The sequence below is a fragment of the Acinetobacter sp. ANC 4178 genome (genome assembly GCF_004331175.1).
In the GTDB taxonomy this organism is placed as follows: Bacteria; Pseudomonadota; Gammaproteobacteria; order Pseudomonadales; family Moraxellaceae; genus Acinetobacter.
Map to the genome: position 1 here is coordinate 373,409 of NZ_SJOD01000003.1, position 21,156 is coordinate 394,564.

Consider the following 21,156-nt stretch of genomic DNA (forward strand, 5'->3'; position numbering starts at 1 on the left):
AAGTCATGAGATACATGTCGTATCTCATGACGGTTTCAACCTAAAATAATTAACTGACTTCACTCAGTAAAATTGGTAATCCTGTTTCAAGTTGTATTGGCATAGAAATATGCTGATGCGCCACTTTCCAGACTTGCTCGACTTTCTGAAAACAAATGGTGGTTCGGCACCAAAACACTTCTAAATTGGGAATTGCATCAATTTGATCAACCTTCGAAAAGCAGTGCAATACCGCAAGTTCTGGCTGAGCAATAAGTTTAATGCCTTCACGATATACACGAATGTTTCCAGCTTTCACTGGGAGATAACGCCTCCACAATTGTTTGTACGCTTGTATACCCGTTAAATGGGTACTCACATCAATTAAACTTACATTTTCGACACAAAGATCAGCTAAAGCTTGTATATCCATACTTGCTACAGCTTCATCCCATTGTTTCAGCATTAATAAAATGTCATGGGCACTTTGCTCATCACCCGTAATTTCTATGCTCATCGTGTCATTCCTTTACAGTGTATCCACTTATCATCAGCATAAGCTCTGATTTTGACGGCATCACGACTAAACGTATCTACATACAAAAACCATCAGAGACGTTTTGCCTTTATATACACAGTTTTAGAAGGTGCACTCCCAACAGCCTTCACGAACCTTAAACATGTGATTTTCATCACACTATAAAAACTATAGCGAAAATAATTCGGAGAATAAAGCGGTAATTTTAAAGGGCATCCAAACCCTTATTTCCTCGGCGCTTTTCGCAAATTCAATCCAATAAAAAAGCATGTCGATGGACATGCTTAATCGAAATAAATTGGGCATTACACCGTTAAATCTTTAATCGTGGTGACTGAGCCATTATTTTTGACTGACTCAATTCCCTTATCACGCGATTGTTCTGAGGAATAAAATTGACTGGTACCTATAATCTGATGGTTTGCTGCTTTTAAATTAAAATACGGCTTACCATTGCTGGCAGTTAAACGCTCATAACGACTGTCATCAGCACTATTTTTATGAACGGACTCTATGCCCACATGTGCCGAGGCTTTTGCTTTATACAGCTCACTTGTTAAAATAACTTCCCCATTACCTGCTTTGAGTACAAAGCGATATTGACCATCTTTTGCTTGGCTCAGTTCATACCATCCAGACATAACTTCATTCCTCTTGTTGTTTTGAATTTATTTATTGTTGCTTGAAACTATTTAAGTACTAAGAAATATAAATGACTTTTAGACAACAAAAAAGAGCATTTTTGATCAAACATGAGTCTAGTACGTAACACTGTCATTCAAACCGCCCCAAAATCAGGCAATTTTGGGGCAATTATCAATTTTTGATTCAATCACAATATACAAATCAAGATGGAATCACGCTACTGACGCAGGTGCTACCACTGTTTTACCGTAACACGCTTTTTCCATTTCAAGAATTTCCACACACAGTTGTACCGTCAAATGCGTTTGCTTAGGGAGCAACTGCTGTAAAGCCAAAAGTAATTGATTGGAAATGTCTGTTTTTGTATTTAAATCACGACCTGAAAGCAAGGAAACCTTTACATGTACATAGGCTTGATTCGATTCACCTAAACCAATCAAATAATCACTTTGACAAATTGCTCGGCTTTTAATGTCTGTGGCAACGTTTACATGACCTGTCGCAAACAATGCTTGGTTTAGACCTAATAAAACAGGCTGGGAATGAAAGTCTTTTAAATTGTCAGAATATTCCAAATGAATATGCGGCATCTGTGTGCAACCCAAACAGTGAAAACTGGGTTATAACATGTTTTCACACCTCACTGATGCAAGAAAAAGAATGAGATCATTCTCAATCTATGCATCGTGAGATAAAACATTACAATTAAACTTTTTTTACATATTCTGATTTCAGTTTAATTGCTCCAATGCCATCAACCTTACAATCAATATCATGACCATCACTGGCTTCAGGCAATAAACGAATGTTCTTGACCTTGGTCCCGACTTTCACCACTGAAGATGAGCCTTTGATTTTTAAATCCTTAATCACCGTCACGGTATCGCCATCAACCAATACGTTACCATTGGCATCCTTAATTTGAGCAACATCTTCTACTTGATTCAGCTCACCTTCTTTCCATTCGTGTGAGCATTCTGGACAAATTAATAAGTCGCCATCTTGATAGGTATATTCTGATTGGCATTTTGGGCAATTGGGTAAAGACATAAAAAACTCAAAAAATAAAAAATAAAACTTAGTGTACTGTAAAATTGTGAATAACCCTAAATTCCATATGGGTATTTCTACAAATTATTGCTTTTGAAACACCGCATAATTAAATTTCTGAACTTGTCCATTGGGTGTGGTATGCACATTCTGCACACTCGAAACTAAACGGAAATCGGGCTCAGCAAATTGTTGCTGTAATTCTGCAACACTATAACGTTGAACCTCTAATCCACTGCATTGTACAGGCCCATCTTCAGCAAAAGTAGCCACAATCACGTACCCCAAGGGCTGTACGGCTGTTTTCACTTGCTGTATATAACGCTTTTGCTCTTGAGGCTGAGTCAAAAAATGAAATACAGCTCGATCATGCCAAACTTGATAGCTTTCTGGTTCAAATTCCACACTTAAAAGGTCTGCTACCTTCCAATCAATCAAATGAGCGCGATCACCTAAACGCTGTTGGTTCTGCTGCAAAGCCTTGTTCGATATATCCAACACAGTTAAATGGCGATAGCCTAAATCGAGTAGCTCATCAGCAAGTATCGATGCTCCAGCGCCAACATCGATAATGGCGGCATCAGGTTCCAATTTCAGAGATTGAATGAGTTGTATCGATTGACTTGCATGTAACTGAAACCAACTGACTTGCGTCACAGCTTTATCTGTATAAACCCGATTCCAATGTGTTTCTGTAGACATCTCTTCATTCCCTGCAATGGATCATATTAATAAATAATATTATATTAAAACATATTTTATTTTAAGTATTTTCTTCTTCAGGGTGTTCTAAATAATGCTTCAGGACGACAGCATGATTTTGGCTGGTATTCTTTGCCGCTGTAATTAAGCTAATATTATTCTGTTGGCCTAAACGTCGTAATTCGGCAAGGGTTTCAGGGTGTTGCATCAATTCAAGCAAATATTTTGCTCGAAACTCTTCCCAGCCAATTAAATCTTGATGATAAGACTGCCTTAAAACAGTAGAAGGTGTAATCTCTTTAGGCCATAAATCGATCTTGGCATCTTGTTTTTTAATGCCTCTTGGCCATAGACGATCGACTAAAATTCTTAATCCATCTTCTGCCGTAACAGGACTATAAGCACGCTTAATTTGAATCTGCATTGATTTCCTTAGCAGTGCGAAAATAAATAACTCATTTAACTTTCCATACTAATATCTTCAACATTGCCATCATCATCAAATGAGACACATAACACATAGTCAGTCACATTTTCTGGCAGACTAAAGTCAATCGAATCATCATTTTCTTCAACCGAATGAAAGTCCAAAAAGCGTCGTGTCGATAATAGCTCAATCACCTGCTTCGCTTCAGGACGCGTGAGCCCAGTATGATGCTGCCAATACTGTGGAGAGATTTCCTGTAAATGATGCTCCACATATAAGCGCACCTGATTATCTAACCCAACATCTTGCAGATAGCTTTGCCAAATCGCATTTCGGGCTTTCTGTTCTCTGTCCTTAAAATTATTAAACGTTTGCATAACATCCTTACCTTTTATCCATCAGGTATTTCAGGTGTAATGAGGAGTGCCAGCAATTGTAACGACTCCTGCCACCCTAAATAGCACGCTTCTACAGGAATTACATCGGGTATGCCTGATTGCGTGATTTGAATTTCTGTTCCTACAGAGACCGCTTTAAATTGCACTTTAACTTCAATTAAATCGGGCATGTTTGGATCTTCAAATTGATCAACATAGCGTAACAGCTCATTCGGAATCACTTCATGATATGTGCCACCAAAACCAATGCGTGTGCCCGTAGAAAAGTTAGTAAAATACATGCGATATTTGCCTTCAGGCTTCACTTCAAGCAAATCGACATGTGCTGTAAAACCGTGGGGTGCCATCCATTTAACTAAGGCATCTGCTGTGGTAAACGCACGATAAACACGCTCTGGTGGCGCATTAAACACGCGGTGTAATTGAACCGTATTCGACATGAGGCACCTATATTTTTATTCTTTGGTTTCAAATAGTGTACGGTAAGTCGAGGTGGCTTATGTATAACTTGAGTATGAATTACACAGTAACCACCTACTATGGCATCTCGCTACTCGTCATCATAATCATAGAGATAGCTCAGACAGCCCCAACCGTCATATTCACCTTGGAACATTTCGGCAATTTTAACGAACCATTCTTCTAAGTCTTGAACATCCTGATATTCAGGAATCATATTCACATGAACGTTCAACACCCATAAATCACTGCCATCATTTTTGACTTCTTCTTGGAACAATGAGATTTTTTGTTCTTCATGCAATAAATGCAAAGCGCATTTTTCTGCCTGATCTTGGGTTGTAAAAACAATAGAGAATTCAATTTCATGTAGATCGGTTAGATCATTACCGTCTTCATACATCTGCCACAGTACATTACCGTTATCATCATCTGGAAATAATTCATAGTTGCGGCTCATTCTTATATCCCTGCTTTTTTGTTTATTAATTCAACGTAATTTAGCATGATTTTATGACAGTTTAAGCCCCAAAATGGATATTTTTAAAAAGCAGCTAAACTCTGAATATCGACTAACTCACCACTGCATGGCTGGATAAATTTCAAGTGACTGGCATGTAATGCCATGCGCTTTAAAGGACTTTGTAAGGGTTCAGGATGATAGAGTTTATCCCCTGTGATGGGATGCCCAATATATTGCATATGCACACGTAATTGATGGGAGCGCCCTGTAATCGGAGTCAGCAACACACGGCTGATATCCTGTTCGGTATCATATTCCATCAGCTCAAATAAGGTTTTTGCAGCTTTGCCCAGTTCAAAATGCACAATTTGCCGTGGACGGTTTTCCCAATCCGTAATTAAAGGCACGTCGACACTTCCCGATTGCTGAATCTGCCCTTGTACCAATGCTTGATAATGTTTGGTCACCGTTCGTGCTTGGAACATTTTACTGACTGCAACCTCAGCATCACGATGTTTGGCAAACATGAGAATCCCAGAAGTCGCCATGTCTAAACGATGGGTAATTTTCGCCTCTGGAAATTGCGCTAAAACGCGATAATAAGCACTATCATGATGTTCAGGTAACCGCCCAGGGACCGACAATAAACCAGCAGGTTTATTAATCACCACCAAGTCTGCATCTTCATAAATAATCTGCAAAGGTTCTTGTGGCGGTGTATAAACGAAGTGGTCATTTAAAGGCATGATTGGACTGGCGTATGAATAAAGCGGGCAAAATATCAAGCCCGATCCAGACTGTCAATTTTTCTGCTTTTAAGTCATTACATTCATCTGAAGACGATACGTCCCCATCAAAAAATCTAGAAATATTTAGCGATGCTTACTCATTTCTGACAGCAAATCTAACTGAATTTCCTGAATTTGTGTGAGCCTTTCCCATTGATGTGACAGCAAATGATCCATTTTTTCATGTAAATGCCGAATTTCTAATTCTGCTTTCAAATTAATCTGATAGTCATGTTGCGAACGTAAACGGTCTTTGGCTTCCTGTCGATTTTGGCTCATCATAATAATGGGGGCTTGTATGGCCGCCAGACATGACAAAACCAAATTTAGTAAAATAAAAGGATACGGGTCGACTGGATGTACCAATAACACCACTGTATTTAAAAGAATCCAAAGCACTAAAAAAACGCCGAAACAAATTAAAAAAATCCAACTTCCCCCAAACGTGGCAATTTTATCTGCCAGTTTCTCTCCCGTTGTCCATTTTTGATCAAACTCAGTCTCAATATTCTTGGTAATCAGTTCATGCCGCTGCATACTACCGAGAACTTCACGCTCTAAATCGGTCAGCTCGCCTTTTTCAGACTTTAATAAGGAGTGTACATACTGAATCCGATAATGGGTCAAATCAGGTCGACAGATAAAGCGATCGGGTGACCAATCTGGAACATCTTTTTTGATCTCATCACTGATCACATCACGAATAATATGCCCAGAGACCAGTGCTTTATAAGGAAATGACTTTTTGCACACTGCACAAGTTTGATTTTGATTTTGTCTATCTGTCATCTTTTTAATTCGTTTTCTGTTTTGACTCCATCATAACAATTTTCTCTACAAATGAAGTAACTACAATTCCTGTAATAACAAGAATACGCAATTTAACTTAAAAGAGATAAAACAATAAATGGAACCAAATTAAACACCATAATTAAAATTTTATAGCCTGCCATCACAGCATAATGAATTGCATCAAAAGTTTGATCATTCAGATTAAACCAGTGACCGTGTAAGCTTTTCATCCATGTTCGGGCGTAGGTAAAGACCAAAAACCAAATCAATAAAATGAGATAATTGAGAACTAAAGACCAACCCAACACTTGCCGTAATAATTCCATATCCATGCGTATCACTCCTATACTCAGCTTCAATCACAATGTAATAAGCTAAAGCTTTAGCCCAACACGAAAACCTCGCGCAGCATAATAAGATTCAGCCCCATTATGGTAAGTAAACACCTGACCATAGCGATGGTCACAAAACAATGCTCCACCCAAAGCCCGAATAGCCTCAGGTGTACTCACCCAACTTGATGTTTTTTGGTCAAAATTTCCCAATTGTTGTAATTCATAATATTGCTGTTCTGTTAGTAGCGTAGTGCCCATTTTCTGTGCCAAATGCACTGCACTGTCTTGTGGTGGATTCTGTTTCCGAGCAGCCAATGCTTCTGCGTCATAACATAAACTACGGCGACCTTGGGGGCTTTCCTCCGCACAATCTACAAAATAATATTCATTGTTGTTTTGTTCAAATTGAATCAGGTCAGGCTCACCCCCTGTTTGTTCCATCCAGTGCAAACTTTGAACTTTTTTAGGTTGTGCTTGAAGCTTGGACAACACTTCACTCCATTTGAGATGAGGATACCTTAAAACATGCTGCTCAAAACGTTGCTGTAAACGGGTGAAAAGTTCCTGATCATCCAATGGCTGATCTAAATCATGACTCATCATTTTCACTCTTCTTTTTATTCGACTATTTGGGAAATATGCTCTTTTCATGTTACTGAAGGAGATCAAAAAACATCGTCGAAATTTGTAAATGATGTAAACAAGTGGAGCAATATGAATAAGCAGCCAAACAAAAATGGAGGTTAAAATATTATTAAAATTATATTGTTATTCGATTTTATTCTAAAAAAATTTTTAGGGTGTCAAGGGAAAACATCAGTGGTTTACTTCAACAACCATGACTTTGTAAATCATAACCTTGTGCCTATAAACTTTTGGTTTATAGCGTCCTAAGCCGAATCGAGACCTTTTGGGTAAGTACTACACTCACGTTGTACGCAACTGGTAGCAATCTACTCTTTCCGATCCCCATCACACCCTTGAGATACAGTGTAGGTAGATTCGCTCGGGATTGTTTTCCTAAAATTCAGAATTTTTCATAATTTTTAAGTATATTTCCCATAATATAAAAAATTAAAGGAATTAATTTCCATTAAGTGAAATTTAATGAATTTTTAATTTCACTTTTTCGCATAATTTGCGTTTTTTTACCACTAAAACTCATCTAATCTCTCATTATGCCCAAATCACCATAATGGCTGCCAAAATCACCAAAAACAGCCCCAAATGATCAGAACGTGCTAATTTCTCTTTAAAGAAAAATGCCGAAATCAACAAACTAAAGAGAATTTCAATTTGTCCGAGCGTTTTCACCAGAGCCACAGTCTGCATACTCATGGCACTAAACCAACCTAAAGATGCCAAGAAACTACATACACTGACTTTAAAGGTTAGTCCTATACGCTACCCCATGTGGTACAAGGTTTTTCTGCTAAATAAGCCGAGGTACAACAATAAAATCACACATTGAAAGCCAATTAAAATACACAGCACCCACGCCGCGCGATGCAAAAAAGGCAGCATTGTAAGTTCTAAGCTGGCTTCTCGAACCAATAAGGAGGTTATCGCAAAACACAATCCACTGCCCAATCCAATCACCAAAGTCTTGAAAGAGAGTTTGCTCTGCTTGCGTCCTTGACTCAGGAAAAATACGGCGATTGCACCAATCAGCACACCGAGCCATCCCCAAACACTTAAATGTTCTTGTAGCAGCATCGCGCCAATTAACGCAGCCAAAATTGCCTCGCTTTTGGCCAGTCCAATACCAATGGCATAATTTTTTTGTTGAAACAATTTCACCATTAAGGCAGTTGCATAAATTTGGCTAATTCCAGCAATCACGATATAGAGCCAAAAATGTGTCGAAAAACTCACGACTGCCGTGACGGGTTGCTGATGATATAAAACAGCGAGATAACTCAAAGCAAAGATTGGAGAAAAGAGAAAACGCGCTAACGTGGTTCCATACACATCAACGGTGCTACTGAGTTGCTTTTGAAAAGCATTGCGCCATGCCTGCATAAAAGCAGCCATAATTGTAAATAGTACCCACGCAATTGCCATAATGCTGACTTCATCTCTAATTCGGTCGTTAATTTACTCGCTTCAAATCCGCATTTCGAGCTTTAGTTTTCTTTTACGCTACAAGGGTATGAAGTCACTTCGGCTGAACAAAGGTATTACCTATAAAAACCGTATTGGCCTTGAGAATGGAAGGGGCAAAATCGACCATGCGACGTAAAGTTCGCGTGTAATGTGCTTGATCAGAAAAGCCAGCTGCAAAGGCCAGATCAATTAAACTGTAACCTTCTATCCACAATTGAATGGCATAGCGTACTTTTAGCCACAACATATATTGCCGCATGGAAGCACCCAGTTGAGCACTAAACAAATGCATCAAACGCGACTCAGATAAACCGACCTGAGCAGCAACGTCCGCGACTGTTGGAATATGATGTGGAACCTGCTGTTTGATATATTCACACGCTTTTAAAATACGCACATCCCATGGCAAATGCACAGCCACTTGTGGAGACAAGACCTTCAGAATACGCAATAACAATTGTTTGACTTGTACAATATCTAATTCCCCTGCAATTAATTGTGCCAGTTCATACCTAAGTGGCTGCAAACAGCTCACAGGCAATGAACACATCTGCCGCCCCTGCAATGCCGCATGCACATAGCGATAGAGCTCATGGTCTGGATCAATTAAGATTGCGAGATAAGGTTGATTCTCTGAATCTGTACTATGACTGACATTGGGTGCCATATAAACAATGTCATGATAACTGCGGGGCTGTTGATCCAACGTCACAGCAAATTGTGTACCTAAGCCAATTTGCAATAATGCAGGAAAATGCGCATGTGATTTACTTAAGTATTCTTGTGTGACATATAAAATGACGCCATCCCAAGCATATAACCAATTTTTTTCTGGTTTCGCTATTGAGCCAGATTCCTTCTGATTAAATAGCATAATCGTTCAAGACCCGATCTAGTATGTTGTTCAAAATGGCTCCTTTAACACTAAAGGAGTAGTGACATGTTACAGAATAGCCAAGAACTGATGAAAAACAATACTCAGCAACTGATTAAAAATACAGTACCAACATTCACAAATAAACATGAGGTGCAAATGCTCGGCAGTGATGGTCGCATTAAAACCCTGAAAGAATTCTATCCTTTTTACCTTTCTCAGCATGCAAATCCAACTTGTCGTCGTTTACATTTTGTAGGCACAACCTGTGTGATTGGAATTGCTGCAACCGCAGCCATGACGAAAAATACCAAATTACTTTGGGCATTACCTGTGGTGGGCTATGGTTTTGCTTGGATCGGTCATTTCTTTTTTGAACACAACCAACCCGCTACGTTTAAACAGCCCTTCTTTAGCCTAATTTGTGACTTTAAAATGTATAAAGACATTTTAGTCGGCAGAGTCGATTGCTAAACCCGCATTGGAGCTGACTTATTTAAGGGTCTAATAAATCAGCTCCGCCCTCATATTCTTTAAGTAATCACCTCGATTAACCGCTCTCCAATAGCTGTCGCCTACTCATCACAAATCAAGAATTTTTTAATCTATTTCCTTTTCATGTTTTCCTGTAAAGCAGATGTGCAATTTCAAGCAAAATAGTGGAAAATCAAGTGAATTAATTCTTCTATAAATTGTCGAAGTGAGCATTTCATGAGTACTCTTGCATTTACGGCTTTCACTCTTAATGGTGTAGACGCGCAAAAATTTCTACAAGGTCAAGTTACCGTTCACGTAGAACGCCTAATTGAAAATCAAACTCGCTATACTGCAATTTGTGATCTTAAAGGTCGAATTCATTTTGGCTTGTGGCTAAAAAAAGTAAATAGTGAAAGTTTTGAAATTATAACCACACTCGATCAAAGTGAAGAATTTGCCAAACATATTCGAAAATTTGGTGCATTTTCCAAGATGAAACTGGAACCTGTTGGCATCGTGTTTCCAACAGTTGTCGATATTCATACGGAGTTTTCAGCAACAGAAACCGATATTCCAACTTGGCAATTGCAAGCCATTGAAACGGGTCAAGCATGGATTTGCCAAAGCACTGAACATGTGTTCCAACCTCAAGAATTACGCTTACATCAACGTGAAGGTGTTCACTACGATAAAGGCTGCTACTTAGGTCAAGAAATTGTGGCACGCCTCTGGTTTAAAGCTAAACCAAAACATTGGCTACATTTAGTTCAAGGACACGGTGAAGCGCCTGCTCCAGCAACGCAACTTAGCAAAGATGTGGAGGTGGTCAATAGCATACCAACAACTGGCGGTTATAAAGCCTTAGTCGTTGCAAAACCAACTGCAATCACTGAGTTAGACTTACAAATCTTAGACTTACCAGAAGCATTGAATGGTGATGTTGCAAGACCTGCATAGTAATTTTGCTTAAATACATTCCAAGATCGTATATCAATGGAGTATACGATCTTCATTCACCCCAAAAAAATAATATAAAAAATATACACTTATAACCATTATGAATTGCAGATCATTTCCGATTTATATTTCATCTCTAGCAAATTAAATTACACAATACCTATTTTTGGTTATTTTATAACCAATTGCATTTTATTCCAAACTCACCTTAAAATTCAATTAAATATATATATTTCAGCTAGTTAAAATAAACTCCTTGATGAAATATAGATTTTTTACTCTATTTTGTCGCTTTTTTGAACTACTCAGTTCTGCTAGAGCATTTACTCTTATTTTAATTGTGTTATTTTTGTCACATGGAGTAACAATATTATTTTGGTCGGACCTACCAAATAATTCCAGATTTTACATAAACATACTTAAAAAATTGTGTACCTCAAGGGAAGATGAAAGAATGAAATTAAAAGCGCTAACTACCGCCATGATTCTCGCAGCATTACCAACCGCTGGGGCATTTGCTGCGGCACTTGACCGTTCAGGACAATCAATTTCTGCCTTCTTACAACCAGGCAACTACTTTGAAGCAGGTATTTCTGTACTAGATCCAGATGTATCTGGTAAAGCTAAAGCTAATGGCTCATCAATATCAGATATGGGCGATGATTATTACTTTCCAAGTGCTGCATTAAAATTACAACTAACTGATCATTTCTCATTTGGTTTAATTTACGACCAACCCTTTGGTGCTGATGCAACTTATTCAACTAGCGATCCTGTATTAGCAGCAGATGGCTCAGGTTTATTTCATAATGGTAAAGAATCGACTAAAGTTGAGGTAAAGTCACAAAATATTTCAATGATTGTGGGTTTCCAACCTAATGAAAATTTTAATATTTACGGTGGCGGAGTTTACCAAACCGTTAAAGGGAATGTTCAATTACGTGGACTTGCGTATGGTGGCTCAACTGCTTTCGGCGGTTATAACGCTAATATTAGTGAAGATGGCGCTGCTGGATGGTTAGCAGGTTTTGCATATCAAATTCCAGATATTGCTTTAAAAGCATCTCTAACCTATAGATCTGAAATTAAACATAAAACAACCATTGAAGAAAGTTCAATTGCGCCACTAGGTCAAAACCTTGGCACCGTTATTAACCTGAATAATGGTCTGGGTGAAACTGATATTACAACTCCCCAATCTGTGAACCTCGATTTTCAAACAGGTATCATGGCAAATACAGTTGCCTTTGCAAATGTACGCTGGGTAAATTGGAAAGACTTCGCAATTCGCCCTTATGCGTTTGGTGTTGCATCAAAAATGGCTCCTGGCTATCCAAATGGCTTCGATTTAGTTGCTTATAGTGATGATCAATGGTCAACAAACGTAGGTTTAGGGCGCAAACTTAACGATCAATGGGCAGGTAATGTATCTGTAGGTTGGGATTCTGGTGCAGGTAACCCTATTACTACACTAGGCCCAACAGAAGGTTATTGGAACCTTGGTCTTGGTGTTCAATACAGCCCTACACCTGCAACATTCATTGCTGGTGGTGTGAAATACTTCTGGTTAGGTGACGCTAAAGCACAAACTGGCGCACAATTTGGCACATCAAATTATGTTGCTGATTTCTCTGACAATAATGCAATTGCATACGGTTTAAAACTCGGCTACCGCTTCTAATTCATATTTCATTCAAAAGACCATCCTTCTGGATGGTCTTTTTTTGGCAAAAAGTATCATTTTATAAATCTCAATTTCTATCAAACTTAGCCAAGTGTTTTTTAATTAAGCATTTAATTCTGCATTTAAAAAGTTAAACAATTAAGCTAATTACTCTAATTTTTTATATATAAATCATCAATCTACATATAAACCATTAGTACTTTTACTCTATTCAAGTACTTTTTGTGCATGAACTAGTTCAATTAATAAACGGCATAGTGCATTTACTCTTTTTTAATTTATGTTACCTTCCCTTAACTTTTAGTTACAAAGCGATATCAGGGAAAATATCCATGAAGCTTACAGCTCTTAAAAAAGCAATTTTACTCTGTCTTATTCCTACTACTTCTACATTTGCAGCGGGCCTTGATCGTTCTGGCCAATCTATTGCAGCTTTCCTACAACCAGGAAACTACTTTGAAACAGGTATTTCTATACTTGATCCAAATGTATCAGGCAAAGATAAAGACAATAAAAATACAGGTGACATGGCTGGTGACTATTACTTCCCTCATGCAGCGTTGAAGATTCAAGCAACTGATCATTTCTCTGTTGGCTTGATTTACGACCAACCCTATGGTGCAGATGCCGAATATTCTGGGGATAATGGTTTTGTAGAAAATCGTCCTGTTCCCTTTAAAGGTGGTACATCTGTTGTTGTTGATACTCAAAATTTAAATTTATTAGTAGGTTATCAACCGAATGATAACTGGAACTTATATGCTGGTGCCGTATATCAAACGGTAGATGGGACTGTCTTACTTCGTGGTACAACCTATAGCGTTCTTAATGGTTATGATTTTAGAACAGGTGAAGATGAGTCTGTTGGTTGGTTAGCAGGTGTTGCTTATCAAATTCCTGAAATTGCCTTAAAAGCATCAGTAACTTATCGTGCTGAAATTAAACATAAAATGAATGCCTATGAGCATTTTGGGCTTGCGGGTTTAACTGGTAATGCAAAACTTGATGGTGTCATGACCGCATTAAATGCCTCAAGTGGTGAAACAGAATTAACCACCCCCCAATCTGTCAATGTCGATTTACAAACGGGCATCATGGCAAATACCGTGGCATTTGCTAATGTGCGCTGGGTAGATTGGTCAAACTTCAAAGTTCAACCGTACAACTTTGGAAAACTGTCTCAAGTTCTAGGGCAAGCTGGACTTGTAGCCAATAAACCAAATGGCTTTAATTTGATTGACTATAAAGATGATCAAATTTCGGCAACAGTTGGTTTGGGGCGTAAATTCAGTGATCGTTGGGGTGCCAATGTATCCGTAGGTTGGGACTCTGGTGCAGGAAACCCTGTGACTACACTTGGCCCAACTGAAGGCTTTTGGAGTGTTGGAACAGGTGTTCGTTTCTCTCCAACAGAAAACTACTTCATTGGTGCAGGCGTAAAATATTACTGGTTAGGTGATGCTGATGCCGTAACTGGTGCTCATTCTGCAGCAGGAACATTCACTGACAACAACGCTATCGCTTATGGTTTGAATTTAGGCTACAAATTCTAATCTTTGCAATAAAAAGACGGACTTATGAGTCCGTCTTTTTTTGTTTAATTTTATAGAATTAAGCAGGAATATCACGTACAGATGCCTTACGAATGGCTTCTTTTAACGCATCATAACCGTTGATTGCTGGGAATTGTGGAAACTCAGCAATCACATTTTCTGGCGCATCAAACAAGAAGCCATGATCTGCTTCACCCAGCATTGTGGTGTCATTATATGAATCGCCCGCCGCAATCACACGGAAGTTCAAACCATGAAGCGCTTTAACTGCCTGACGTTTTTGGTCTGGTTGACGTAATTTATAAGCAGAAATCATCCCCTGCTCATCTGTTTCTAACTTATGACAGAAAATAGTTGGCCAACCCAATTGTTTCATCAACGGATGGGCAAATTCATAAAAAGTATCTGAAAGAATAATGAGTTGGAAATGTGTGCTAACCCATTCTACAAACTCTTTCGCACCCGGAAATGGTCCCATTTCCGCAATCACTTCTTGAATATCATCCAAGCCTAAATTATGTTGCTTGAGAAGATCTAGACGCTGTGTCATTAACACATCGTAGTCAGGAATATCACGTGTTGTCGCTTCTAGCGCTTTAATTCCAGTTTTTTTTGCAAAGTTAATCCAAATTTCTGGAACTAACACACCCTCTAAATCAAGACATACAACTTCCATGAATGCTCCCAACTGTCTATGAAAAAAATTTGGACTATAATAGCATCAACTTATGATTCAGTAGTTGCTGTTTTTTAAATCTATTTTTTTCATAAGCATTTATTTTTTAATGCTAAGTAGAAATATTCAATTCAATTAGAATATTTTCAAAATCTTTTAATATAGGTTTTGAAGTCTCCAAGCCTATAGCCAGGAACTCTAATGACTACTATCCCTACTGTCGATCATATTGATGCACTTGCATCTGAATATGCAGATAAATCTCCAAGTGAAATTTTAGAACTCGCACTGAATCAAGAAGGTGAAATTGCCATTTCTTTTTCTGGTGCTGAAGATGTTGTGCTGATTGATATGGCAGCCAATCTGGGTAAACCATTCCGTGTTTTTAGTTTAGACACGGGCCGTTTGCACCCAGAAACCTATCAATTTATTGAAACTGTGCGCAAACATTACAATATTAATATCGAAATCTGTTTCCCAGAATCTGAAGCAGTCCAAGCGCTCGTCAATGAAAAAGGGTTATTCAGTTTTTACCAAGATGACCATAAAGAATGTTGTGGTATTCGTAAAGTGCAACCTTTACGTAAAAAACTGGCGACTTTAGATGGTTGGATTACCGGTCAGCGTAAAGACCAAAGCCCAGGTACACGCACTGAAATTCCAGTGGTTCAATCTGATGTTGGTTTTTCTGGTCCAGACAAACAGCTCATTAAATATAATCCTTTGGCCAATTGGTCAAGTGCAGAAGTATGGAGCTACATTCGAATGATGGAAGTTCCCTACAATCCATTGCATGAACGCGGTTTTATTTCAATTGGTTGTGAACCATGTACACGTCCTGTATTACCGAATCAACATGAGCGTGAAGGTCGTTGGTGGTGGGAAGAAGCCACACATAAAGAATGCGGATTACATGCGGGTAATTTATCAAAGTAATTTTGTCAAGCCAAAGCCACTGAACTATTCAGTGGCTTTTTTTCAGATTGATGAACACATAAAGCCGTAACTTTTCTAGGTAAAAGGCGCTATACTCAAATCAAGTTTTATAATTCTAACAATGTGACTCAGAAAGGAGTCACCATAGAAATTGCAGTGAGGCAATCGACACTATGCGCCCATTACACCCTATTGATTTTATTTTTTTAACATTAGAAAAACGGCAGCAACCCATGCACGTTGGGGGATTATTTCTTTTTCAAATTCCTGAACATGCACCTGAAACTTTTCTACAAGACTTAGTTGCAGATATTCGCAGCTCGAAATCCATTCCTATTCCACCATTTAACAATAAATTGAATGGTCTATTATGGGATGAAGATGAAGAGTTCGATCTCGACCATCATTTTCGCCACATTGCCTTACCCCATCCTGGACGCATTCGTGAATTACTGACCTATATCTCGCAAGAGCATAGTGCGCTTATTGATCGTGCTAAACCTCTATGGACGTGTTACATCATCGAAGGAATTGAAGGTAACCGTTTTGCTATGTATTTTAAAATTCACCATGCAATGGTTGATGGTATTGCGGGTATGCGTCTGGTCGAAAAGTCCCTCTCTCACGATCCACATGCCAAAAGCATTGTCCCGCCGTGGTGTGTTGAAGGTCCTCGTGCAAAACGTATCAAAGAAGCGAATGTCAGCCGAATGAAAAAAATCATTACGGGATTGAAGCAACAGGTTGAAGCAACTCCAATTGTCATTCGAGAACTTTCTAAAACAGTAATGAAGGATATGGGACGCAATCCGGACTATGTGTCCAGCTTTCAAGCACCCAGCAGTATTTTAAATCAGCGTGTTAGTTCGTCACGCCGCTTTGCAGCCCAGTCTTTTGAATTTGATCGTTTGCGTCATATTGCGACATCTTTAAATGTCACAATTAACGATGTGGTATTGGCAATTTGCTCTGGTGCATTACGTGAATATTTGCTGAGTCAAAATGCTCTACCTAAAAAACCTTTGATTGCCATGGTTCCTGCTTCTATTCGTGATGATGATTCAGAAGTCTCGAATCGAATTACTATGATTTTAGCGAATTTGGGCACACATAAAGAAGATCCTTTAGAACGTTTGCAGATTATTCGTCGTAGTGTCCTGAATGCAAAAGAACGCTTTAAACGCATGAACTCAAACCAGATCATGAACTATAGTGCTTTTGTATATGGTGCTGCTGGCTTAAATATTGCCTCAGGTTTAATGCCAAAACGTCAGGCATTCAATTTGGTCATTTCTAACGTACCAGGTCCTCGTGAACCTTTATATTGGAATGGCGCCAAATTAGATGCATTGTATCCAGCATCAATTATCTTAGATGGTCAAGCACTCAATATTACCATGACCAGCTATTTGGATAAGCTTGAAGTGGGTCTGACTGCATGCCGCGTCGCACTCCCTAAAATGCAAAACCTGTTAACGCATTTGGAAGAAGAAATTCAACGATTTGAAAGTATTGTTGGGGTCAAAAGCCCAAAGTTGAAAGCGGTGAGTTAACCGCTAAAACAGCACAGCAAGATACTACAGAATAAATTAAGGGGCTTCATGTGAGCCCCTTAAGCTTTAATACTACGACACTGTTTCAGTAATTGATGACAGACCGAACGAACCATGGCAGTTGTAATTTGAGTTTCTTTGCCTTGCTCATCGACGATATAACCCGTATGTACGTTTTTATTATCTAGCACGTGCTTGATACCTTGTTTGATAATTTTTTCACTCATGCCCATTTCACACCTCTTCTTGCTAAGACCAAATTCTCCAAAAATGAAAATTTAGTTTGGCTACTTGGTATGAGTAGTATTGAAAAAACCAGCTCGAAAGTAAAATTTCAGTTGTAACAAGTGTTTAACGACATCCTGTTACAATTTCAGCTTAGAATGATATCGTATTGCTCTTGCGTATATAAATTTTCCACCTGAAATTTAATCACGCGCTTAATGAAATGCTCTAAATCCGCTACAGCTGGCGCTTCTGCCGTAAGTAACCGATCAATCACGGAAGGATGCGCGACAACAGTAAAGCCACTCTGTGATTCAAAAGCTCGGGTATATCTTAAGATTTCTCGAAAGATTTCGTAACATACCGTCTCTGCTGTTTTGACATAACCACGCCCCTGACAAGTCGGACAAGATTCACATAACAAATGCTCTAATGACTCACGGGTACGCTTACGCGTCATTTCGACCAGACCTAACTCCGAAACCTGCGTAATTTTGGTCTTGGCATGGTCACGTTCCAACATACGCTCGAACTGATTCATCACTTCTTCGCGATGCTGAGCTTCCTGCATATCAATGAAATCAATAATAATAATGCCGCCCAAGTTACGTAACCGTAACTGACGTGCAATCACCTGCGTTGCCTCCATATTGGTTTTAAACACGGTATCTTCCAGTGTTCTACCACCGACATAGGAACCCGTATTGACATCAATGGTGGTCATGGCCTCGGTCTGGTCAATCATTAAATAACCGCCGGACTTTAAAGCAACACGGGTTTGCAATGCTTTCTGAATGTCTTCTTCAACATTATATAAATCAAAAATTGGCCGCTCACCCGGATAGTGAATCAGGCGACTCTGCATATTCGGTACAAACTCAACCACAAATTCCTGCAATTTCGCATGAATTTCACGTGAATCAACAGAAATTTTTGCTGTATTTTCATTCGCTAAATCACGAATAATACGTTGTGGTAAAGGTAATTCTTCAAAGATAAGAGAAGGGACAGCAATATTTTTTTGTTTGCGCTGGATGTATTCCCACAACTTTGCCAAATACGCCATATCCTGTGCAATGGAAGCTTCATCAATGCCTTCCGCAGCAGTACGTACAATGACTGAGCCGGGTAACTCATGTACCGCTTGAATCTTCTCAATAATAGAACGTAAACGCTCACGTTCTCCTTCCGATTCAATTCGTTGCGATACACCAATGTGATTACCAAAAGGCATGAGCACCAAATAACGCGAAGGAATAGAAAGATCTGTGCTTAAACGTGCACCTTTGGTTCCCAGCATATCTTTCATGACTTGAACCGTCAGAATTTGCCCAGGCTGTAATAACTCAAAAACATTGGGAATCGGCTGATTACGTGGCCAGACCATATCATTGATGTGTAAAAAAGCAGTACGAGACAGTCCAATATCGACAAAAGCTGCCTGCATACCTGGCAAAACGCGAACCACTTTGCCTTTATAAATATTTCCTACCAAACCCCGTTTTACAGTACGTTCAACATATAACTCGTTGACTGTACCGTTTTGAATTAACGCCACACGACACTCCATCGGTGTGACATTAATCAGTAACTCGTCAGACATAATAAGACTCAAAACATTATAAAAATTTTTGTTTCACCATTAATTTAGGACCTTAATGGCTTTGAATAACTCGACTGTCTCATGTAACGGCAAACCAACGACATTGGTATAACTGCCTTCAATACGGGGAATATAACGCGAAGCAAGTCCTTGTATGGCATAAGCTCCCGCTTTTCCTTCGGGCTCCCCTGTTGCCCAATAGTCTTCCATGTCTTTCAGGCTCAGCACTTGAAATTCGACTTGGGTACGCACCACTATACTTGAAATTTGCGCTGATGTGCGTACACATACTCCAGAAAATACATCATGTTTTCTGCCCGAAATTTTTGCCCATATTTCAAAGGCATGGTCTTTTGATTCTGGCTTACCCAAAATCTCACCATCCACACTCAGACTGGTGTCTGCGGCAAGAATAATGGCATTGGGAAATTTTTGTTGTACGACTGCTGCTTTTTCACAAGCCAAACGCTGGACATAATTTGCTGCGCTTTCATTCTCAAGCACAGATTCATCAATCTCAGGACTATACGTTGAAAAGTCTAGACCGAGCTGCTGAAGCAGCTCACGACGGCGCGGAGAACTAGAAGCAAGAACTAAACGCGCCATTTTTTCAGCACAAAATAAACCAAGGGCCACAGCAGAACACTGGTGAGTAATGGCTGCCAATGTCGGGCAAAGGAGAACTGAATGCCCCCCATAATTTGTGCCACCCACATCATAAACAGATAAGCTAGAATTGCCAGTGTTGCAATCACCCACAGATTAGCAAAAGTCAGTACACGGCGTTCACGAATCACAAAACGCGCAACAAAACTAATCACCACAAAACACAAGGCATTTAAGCCCAGTGGCGCATCCATCAGTAAATCGACAAAAATGCCTGTACCAAAAGCAAACCAAACACCACACCATGTTGGCTGACAGAGCACCCAAAACAGCATGACCATCATCATAAACAATGGACGCCAGCCCGAAACAGCATAGGCCAATGGATAGACCATCAGCACAGAGGCCACAATCACTGAAAAGATAATTGGGAATAACGGATCTTGACGTTTTTCTTGACGTAACTTAGCGATTGGCATGTGGCTGCTCCATCGCTAATGAGTCGGAAAACAGCACCACAACATGATGACCTGTGGCTAACTGCGCTGCGGGAACCACATCAATCTGTGCAAACTCACCCGTCGTATGTCGGCTCACTTTAGACACTGTACCGACCAAATATCCTGCTGGGAAATGCGCCCCTAAACCTGAGCTATACACTTTTTCACCCACCTTAATATTGGCACTGGTTGGAACGTATTCCATTTTCAGATGTCCTAAATCACCTGTGCCCGAAACAATCGCACGCATGCCCGTGTACTCTAGACGTACCGATAAAGAATGGTCTTTGTCGGAAAGCAACATGACGCGGCTACTGTGTGGATACACATTGATGATTTGCCCCATGATGCCCTTATCGTCCAGTACCGTTTGTCCAACTTTCAAGTTGTTGGTTGAACCACGGTTAATCACAATAATATGACGTAATGGATCCGCATCCGTCCCAATGACTTCCGCAATTTCCATTCGGCCATCAATAATTAAAGGCGTATCAAGTAAACCACGTAAACGTGTATTTTCAGCAGAAAGCTCGGACAGCTTTTGCAAACGCACTTGAGCTTGTAGCAACTCCGCCTGCATGGCCGTATTTTCACGACGTAATTGTGCCTCAGACTTGGTCTGCTGCGTCAACCATTCGCTGGACAATACAGGATAACTTGCCAAGGCATAAATAGGATTATATGCCGCATACAAGACATCTCTTGCAGGCTGTATCACATGAGGTAAGCGCCAGTTAAAAAATAGCACCACCAAACATGTTACAACCGCAATGATAAATGAGCGAAATGATGGGGGCTGCCTAGAAAACAAATTTGTTTGCACAGCCAAA

26 protein-coding genes and 1 pseudogene are annotated in these 21,156 nt (G+C 39.5%); 6 read left to right on the forward strand and 21 right to left on the reverse strand.

Annotated features, from left to right (window positions below; all coding sequences use genetic code 11):
* Window positions 1-49 precede the first annotated feature (49 nt).
* From E0H87_RS08765 to E0H87_RS08835, 15 genes and pseudogenes are all read right to left on the reverse strand, one after another.
* The gene (locus E0H87_RS08765; protein ID WP_131323225.1) at window positions 50-496 is read right to left on the reverse strand and encodes a YybH family protein; all 447 of its coding nucleotides are present in this window, start codon (window positions 494-496) and stop codon (window positions 50-52) included.
* 326 nt (window positions 497-822) lie between these two features.
* Window positions 823-1,158 carry a YegP family protein gene (locus E0H87_RS08770; RefSeq protein ID WP_131323226.1) on the reverse strand — a complete coding sequence of 112 codons (336 nt, stop codon included), beginning with the start codon at window positions 1,156-1,158 and terminating at the stop codon, window positions 823-825.
* A 216-nt stretch (window positions 1,159-1,374) separates the two neighbouring features.
* Window positions 1,375-1,752, reverse strand: coding sequence for a 5-carboxymethyl-2-hydroxymuconate Delta-isomerase (locus E0H87_RS08775; protein ID WP_131323227.1), 378 nt, complete (start codon window positions 1,750-1,752; stop codon window positions 1,375-1,377).
* A gap of 115 nt (window positions 1,753-1,867) precedes the next feature.
* On the reverse strand, window positions 1,868-2,212 hold the full coding sequence (locus E0H87_RS08780; RefSeq protein WP_131323228.1) for a zinc ribbon domain-containing protein YjdM: 345 nt from the start codon (window positions 2,210-2,212) through the stop codon (window positions 1,868-1,870).
* A gap of 84 nt (window positions 2,213-2,296) precedes the next feature.
* The gene (locus tag E0H87_RS08785; protein WP_131323229.1) at window positions 2,297-2,914 is read right to left on the reverse strand and encodes a class I SAM-dependent methyltransferase; all 618 of its coding nucleotides are present in this window, start codon (window positions 2,912-2,914) and stop codon (window positions 2,297-2,299) included.
* A 61-nt stretch (window positions 2,915-2,975) separates the two neighbouring features.
* Entirely contained in the window at window positions 2,976-3,338 is a 363-nt protein-coding gene (locus E0H87_RS08790) for a DUF488 domain-containing protein (RefSeq protein WP_131323230.1), read from the reverse strand.
* Between the two features lie 35 nt (window positions 3,339-3,373).
* Window positions 3,374-3,718, reverse strand: coding sequence for a DUF2004 domain-containing protein (locus E0H87_RS08795; RefSeq protein ID WP_131323231.1), 345 nt, complete (start codon window positions 3,716-3,718; stop codon window positions 3,374-3,376).
* 14 nt (window positions 3,719-3,732) lie between these two features.
* On the reverse strand, window positions 3,733-4,179 hold the full coding sequence (locus tag E0H87_RS08800) for an SRPBCC family protein (protein ID WP_131323232.1): 447 nt from the start codon (window positions 4,177-4,179) through the stop codon (window positions 3,733-3,735).
* Window positions 4,180-4,289: 110 nt separating this feature from the next.
* Complete coding sequence (locus E0H87_RS08805) at window positions 4,290-4,658, reverse strand: ribonuclease E inhibitor RraB (protein ID WP_016165331.1); 369 nt, start codon at window positions 4,656-4,658, stop codon at window positions 4,290-4,292.
* A gap of 83 nt (window positions 4,659-4,741) precedes the next feature.
* Window positions 4,742-5,407, reverse strand: a complete 666-nt coding sequence (locus tag E0H87_RS08810; RefSeq protein ID WP_131323233.1) for an RluA family pseudouridine synthase — start codon at window positions 5,405-5,407, stop codon at window positions 4,742-4,744.
* A gap of 126 nt (window positions 5,408-5,533) precedes the next feature.
* Window positions 5,534-6,238 (reverse strand): DUF1003 domain-containing protein, encoded by a 705-nt coding sequence (locus E0H87_RS08815; RefSeq protein WP_131323234.1) that lies wholly within the window; start codon window positions 6,236-6,238, stop codon window positions 5,534-5,536.
* Between the two features lie 92 nt (window positions 6,239-6,330).
* Window positions 6,331-6,573, reverse strand: coding sequence for a DUF6868 family protein (locus E0H87_RS08820; protein WP_131323235.1), 243 nt, complete (start codon window positions 6,571-6,573; stop codon window positions 6,331-6,333).
* A gap of 42 nt (window positions 6,574-6,615) precedes the next feature.
* Entirely contained in the window at window positions 6,616-7,179 is a 564-nt protein-coding gene (locus tag E0H87_RS08825; RefSeq protein ID WP_131323236.1) for a DUF4256 domain-containing protein, read from the reverse strand.
* A gap of 573 nt (window positions 7,180-7,752) precedes the next feature.
* Window positions 7,753-8,640: pseudogene (locus E0H87_RS08830) on the reverse strand (DMT family transporter).
* A gap of 94 nt (window positions 8,641-8,734) precedes the next feature.
* Window positions 8,735-9,556 (reverse strand): helix-turn-helix transcriptional regulator, encoded by an 822-nt coding sequence (locus tag E0H87_RS08835; protein ID WP_131323237.1) that lies wholly within the window; start codon window positions 9,554-9,556, stop codon window positions 8,735-8,737.
* Window positions 9,557-9,622: 66 nt separating this feature from the next.
* Here E0H87_RS08835 and E0H87_RS08840 point away from each other — a divergent pair, with 66 nt between their 5' ends.
* From E0H87_RS08840 to E0H87_RS08855, 4 genes are all read left to right on the forward strand, one after another.
* Window positions 9,623-10,030, forward strand: a complete 408-nt coding sequence (locus tag E0H87_RS08840) for a DUF962 domain-containing protein (RefSeq protein ID WP_131323238.1) — start codon at window positions 9,623-9,625, stop codon at window positions 10,028-10,030.
* A 237-nt stretch (window positions 10,031-10,267) separates the two neighbouring features.
* On the forward strand, window positions 10,268-10,990 hold the full coding sequence (locus E0H87_RS08845) for a YgfZ/GcvT domain-containing protein (protein WP_131323239.1): 723 nt from the start codon (window positions 10,268-10,270) through the stop codon (window positions 10,988-10,990).
* A 454-nt stretch (window positions 10,991-11,444) separates the two neighbouring features.
* Complete coding sequence (locus E0H87_RS08850; RefSeq protein WP_131323240.1) at window positions 11,445-12,671, forward strand: OmpP1/FadL family transporter; 1,227 nt, start codon at window positions 11,445-11,447, stop codon at window positions 12,669-12,671.
* A 335-nt stretch (window positions 12,672-13,006) separates the two neighbouring features.
* Window positions 13,007-14,227 carry an OmpP1/FadL family transporter gene (locus tag E0H87_RS08855; protein WP_131323241.1) on the forward strand — a complete coding sequence of 407 codons (1,221 nt, stop codon included), beginning with the start codon at window positions 13,007-13,009 and terminating at the stop codon, window positions 14,225-14,227.
* A 58-nt stretch (window positions 14,228-14,285) separates the two neighbouring features.
* On the opposite strand, the gene thrH is transcribed toward E0H87_RS08855, so the two are convergent.
* The gene (thrH, locus tag E0H87_RS08860; protein WP_016165340.1) at window positions 14,286-14,903 is read right to left on the reverse strand and encodes a bifunctional phosphoserine phosphatase/homoserine phosphotransferase ThrH; all 618 of its coding nucleotides are present in this window, start codon (window positions 14,901-14,903) and stop codon (window positions 14,286-14,288) included.
* Between the two features lie 201 nt (window positions 14,904-15,104).
* On the opposite strand from thrH, the gene E0H87_RS08865 reads away from it, so the two are divergent.
* Together E0H87_RS08865 and E0H87_RS08870 are read left to right on the forward strand one after the other, a co-directional pair.
* Window positions 15,105-15,839 (forward strand): phosphoadenylyl-sulfate reductase, encoded by a 735-nt coding sequence (locus E0H87_RS08865; RefSeq protein WP_131265078.1) that lies wholly within the window; start codon window positions 15,105-15,107, stop codon window positions 15,837-15,839.
* 173 nt (window positions 15,840-16,012) lie between these two features.
* On the forward strand, window positions 16,013-17,392 hold the full coding sequence (locus E0H87_RS08870; RefSeq protein WP_131323242.1) for a WS/DGAT/MGAT family O-acyltransferase: 1,380 nt from the start codon (window positions 16,013-16,015) through the stop codon (window positions 17,390-17,392).
* A 59-nt stretch (window positions 17,393-17,451) separates the two neighbouring features.
* On the opposite strand, the gene E0H87_RS16060 is transcribed toward E0H87_RS08870, so the two are convergent.
* The 5 genes from E0H87_RS16060 to mreC all read right to left on the reverse strand — a co-directional run bounded on the left by E0H87_RS16060 (window position 17,452) and on the right by mreC (window position 21,149).
* Entirely contained in the window at window positions 17,452-17,625 is a 174-nt protein-coding gene (locus E0H87_RS16060) for a PA1571 family protein (protein WP_016165343.1), read from the reverse strand.
* A gap of 140 nt (window positions 17,626-17,765) precedes the next feature.
* Window positions 17,766-19,220, reverse strand: coding sequence for a ribonuclease G (gene rng / locus E0H87_RS08875; protein ID WP_131323243.1), 1,455 nt, complete (start codon window positions 19,218-19,220; stop codon window positions 17,766-17,768).
* A gap of 39 nt (window positions 19,221-19,259) precedes the next feature.
* Complete coding sequence (locus tag E0H87_RS08880; RefSeq protein ID WP_131323244.1) at window positions 19,260-19,826, reverse strand: Maf family nucleotide pyrophosphatase; 567 nt, start codon at window positions 19,824-19,826, stop codon at window positions 19,260-19,262.
* Window positions 19,814-20,305, reverse strand: a complete 492-nt coding sequence (gene mreD / locus E0H87_RS08885) for a rod shape-determining protein MreD (protein ID WP_131323245.1) — start codon at window positions 20,303-20,305, stop codon at window positions 19,814-19,816. Before mreD ends, E0H87_RS08880 begins: the two co-directional genes overlap by 13 nt.
* Window positions 20,292-21,149, reverse strand: coding sequence for a rod shape-determining protein MreC (mreC, locus tag E0H87_RS08890; protein ID WP_131323246.1), 858 nt, complete (start codon window positions 21,147-21,149; stop codon window positions 20,292-20,294). Before mreC ends, mreD begins: the two co-directional genes overlap by 14 nt.
* Window positions 21,150-21,156 lie beyond the last annotated feature (7 nt).

Bases quoted from the DNA above. Each gene is read 5' to 3' on its own strand.
- E0H87_RS08765 (WP_131323225.1), bottom strand. From the start codon at position 496: ATGAGCATAGAAATTACGGGTGATGAGCAAAGTGCCCATGACATTTTA.
- E0H87_RS08770 (WP_131323226.1), bottom strand. From the start codon at position 1,158: ATGTCTGGATGGTATGAACTGAGCCAAGCAAAAGATGGTCAATATCGC.
- E0H87_RS08775 (WP_131323227.1), bottom strand. From the start codon at position 1,752: ATGCCGCATATTCATTTGGAATATTCTGACAATTTAAAAGACTTTCAT.
- E0H87_RS08780 (WP_131323228.1), bottom strand. From the start codon at position 2,212: ATGTCTTTACCCAATTGCCCAAAATGCCAATCAGAATATACCTATCAA.
- E0H87_RS08785 (WP_131323229.1), bottom strand. From the start codon at position 2,914: ATGTCTACAGAAACACATTGGAATCGGGTTTATACAGATAAAGCTGTG.
- E0H87_RS08790 (WP_131323230.1), bottom strand. From the start codon at position 3,338: ATGCAGATTCAAATTAAGCGTGCTTATAGTCCTGTTACGGCAGAAGAT.
- E0H87_RS08795 (WP_131323231.1), bottom strand. From the start codon at position 3,718: ATGCAAACGTTTAATAATTTTAAGGACAGAGAACAGAAAGCCCGAAAT.
- E0H87_RS08800 (WP_131323232.1), bottom strand. From the start codon at position 4,179: ATGTCGAATACGGTTCAATTACACCGCGTGTTTAATGCGCCACCAGAG.
- E0H87_RS08805 (WP_016165331.1), bottom strand. From the start codon at position 4,658: ATGAGCCGCAACTATGAATTATTTCCAGATGATGATAACGGTAATGTA.
- E0H87_RS08810 (WP_131323233.1), bottom strand. From the start codon at position 5,407: ATGCCTTTAAATGACCACTTCGTTTATACACCGCCACAAGAACCTTTG.
- E0H87_RS08815 (WP_131323234.1), bottom strand. From the start codon at position 6,238: ATGACAGATAGACAAAATCAAAATCAAACTTGTGCAGTGTGCAAAAAG.
- E0H87_RS08820 (WP_131323235.1), bottom strand. From the start codon at position 6,573: ATGGATATGGAATTATTACGGCAAGTGTTGGGTTGGTCTTTAGTTCTC.
- E0H87_RS08825 (WP_131323236.1), bottom strand. From the start codon at position 7,179: ATGATGAGTCATGATTTAGATCAGCCATTGGATGATCAGGAACTTTTC.
- E0H87_RS08835 (WP_131323237.1), bottom strand. From the start codon at position 9,556: ATGCTATTTAATCAGAAGGAATCTGGCTCAATAGCGAAACCAGAAAAA.
- E0H87_RS08840 (WP_131323238.1), top strand. From the start codon at position 9,623: ATGTTACAGAATAGCCAAGAACTGATGAAAAACAATACTCAGCAACTG.
- E0H87_RS08845 (WP_131323239.1), top strand. From the start codon at position 10,268: ATGAGTACTCTTGCATTTACGGCTTTCACTCTTAATGGTGTAGACGCG.
- E0H87_RS08850 (WP_131323240.1), top strand. From the start codon at position 11,445: ATGAAATTAAAAGCGCTAACTACCGCCATGATTCTCGCAGCATTACCA.
- E0H87_RS08855 (WP_131323241.1), top strand. From the start codon at position 13,007: ATGAAGCTTACAGCTCTTAAAAAAGCAATTTTACTCTGTCTTATTCCT.
- thrH (WP_016165340.1), bottom strand. From the start codon at position 14,903: ATGGAAGTTGTATGTCTTGATTTAGAGGGTGTGTTAGTTCCAGAAATT.
- E0H87_RS08865 (WP_131265078.1), top strand. From the start codon at position 15,105: ATGACTACTATCCCTACTGTCGATCATATTGATGCACTTGCATCTGAA.
- E0H87_RS08870 (WP_131323242.1), top strand. From the start codon at position 16,013: ATGCGCCCATTACACCCTATTGATTTTATTTTTTTAACATTAGAAAAA.
- E0H87_RS16060 (WP_016165343.1), bottom strand. From the start codon at position 17,625: ATGGGCATGAGTGAAAAAATTATCAAACAAGGTATCAAGCACGTGCTA.
- rng (WP_131323243.1), bottom strand. From the start codon at position 19,220: ATGTCTGACGAGTTACTGATTAATGTCACACCGATGGAGTGTCGTGTG.
- E0H87_RS08880 (WP_131323244.1), bottom strand. From the start codon at position 19,826: ATGGCGCGTTTAGTTCTTGCTTCTAGTTCTCCGCGCCGTCGTGAGCTG.
- mreD (WP_131323245.1), bottom strand. From the start codon at position 20,305: ATGCCAATCGCTAAGTTACGTCAAGAAAAACGTCAAGATCCGTTATTC.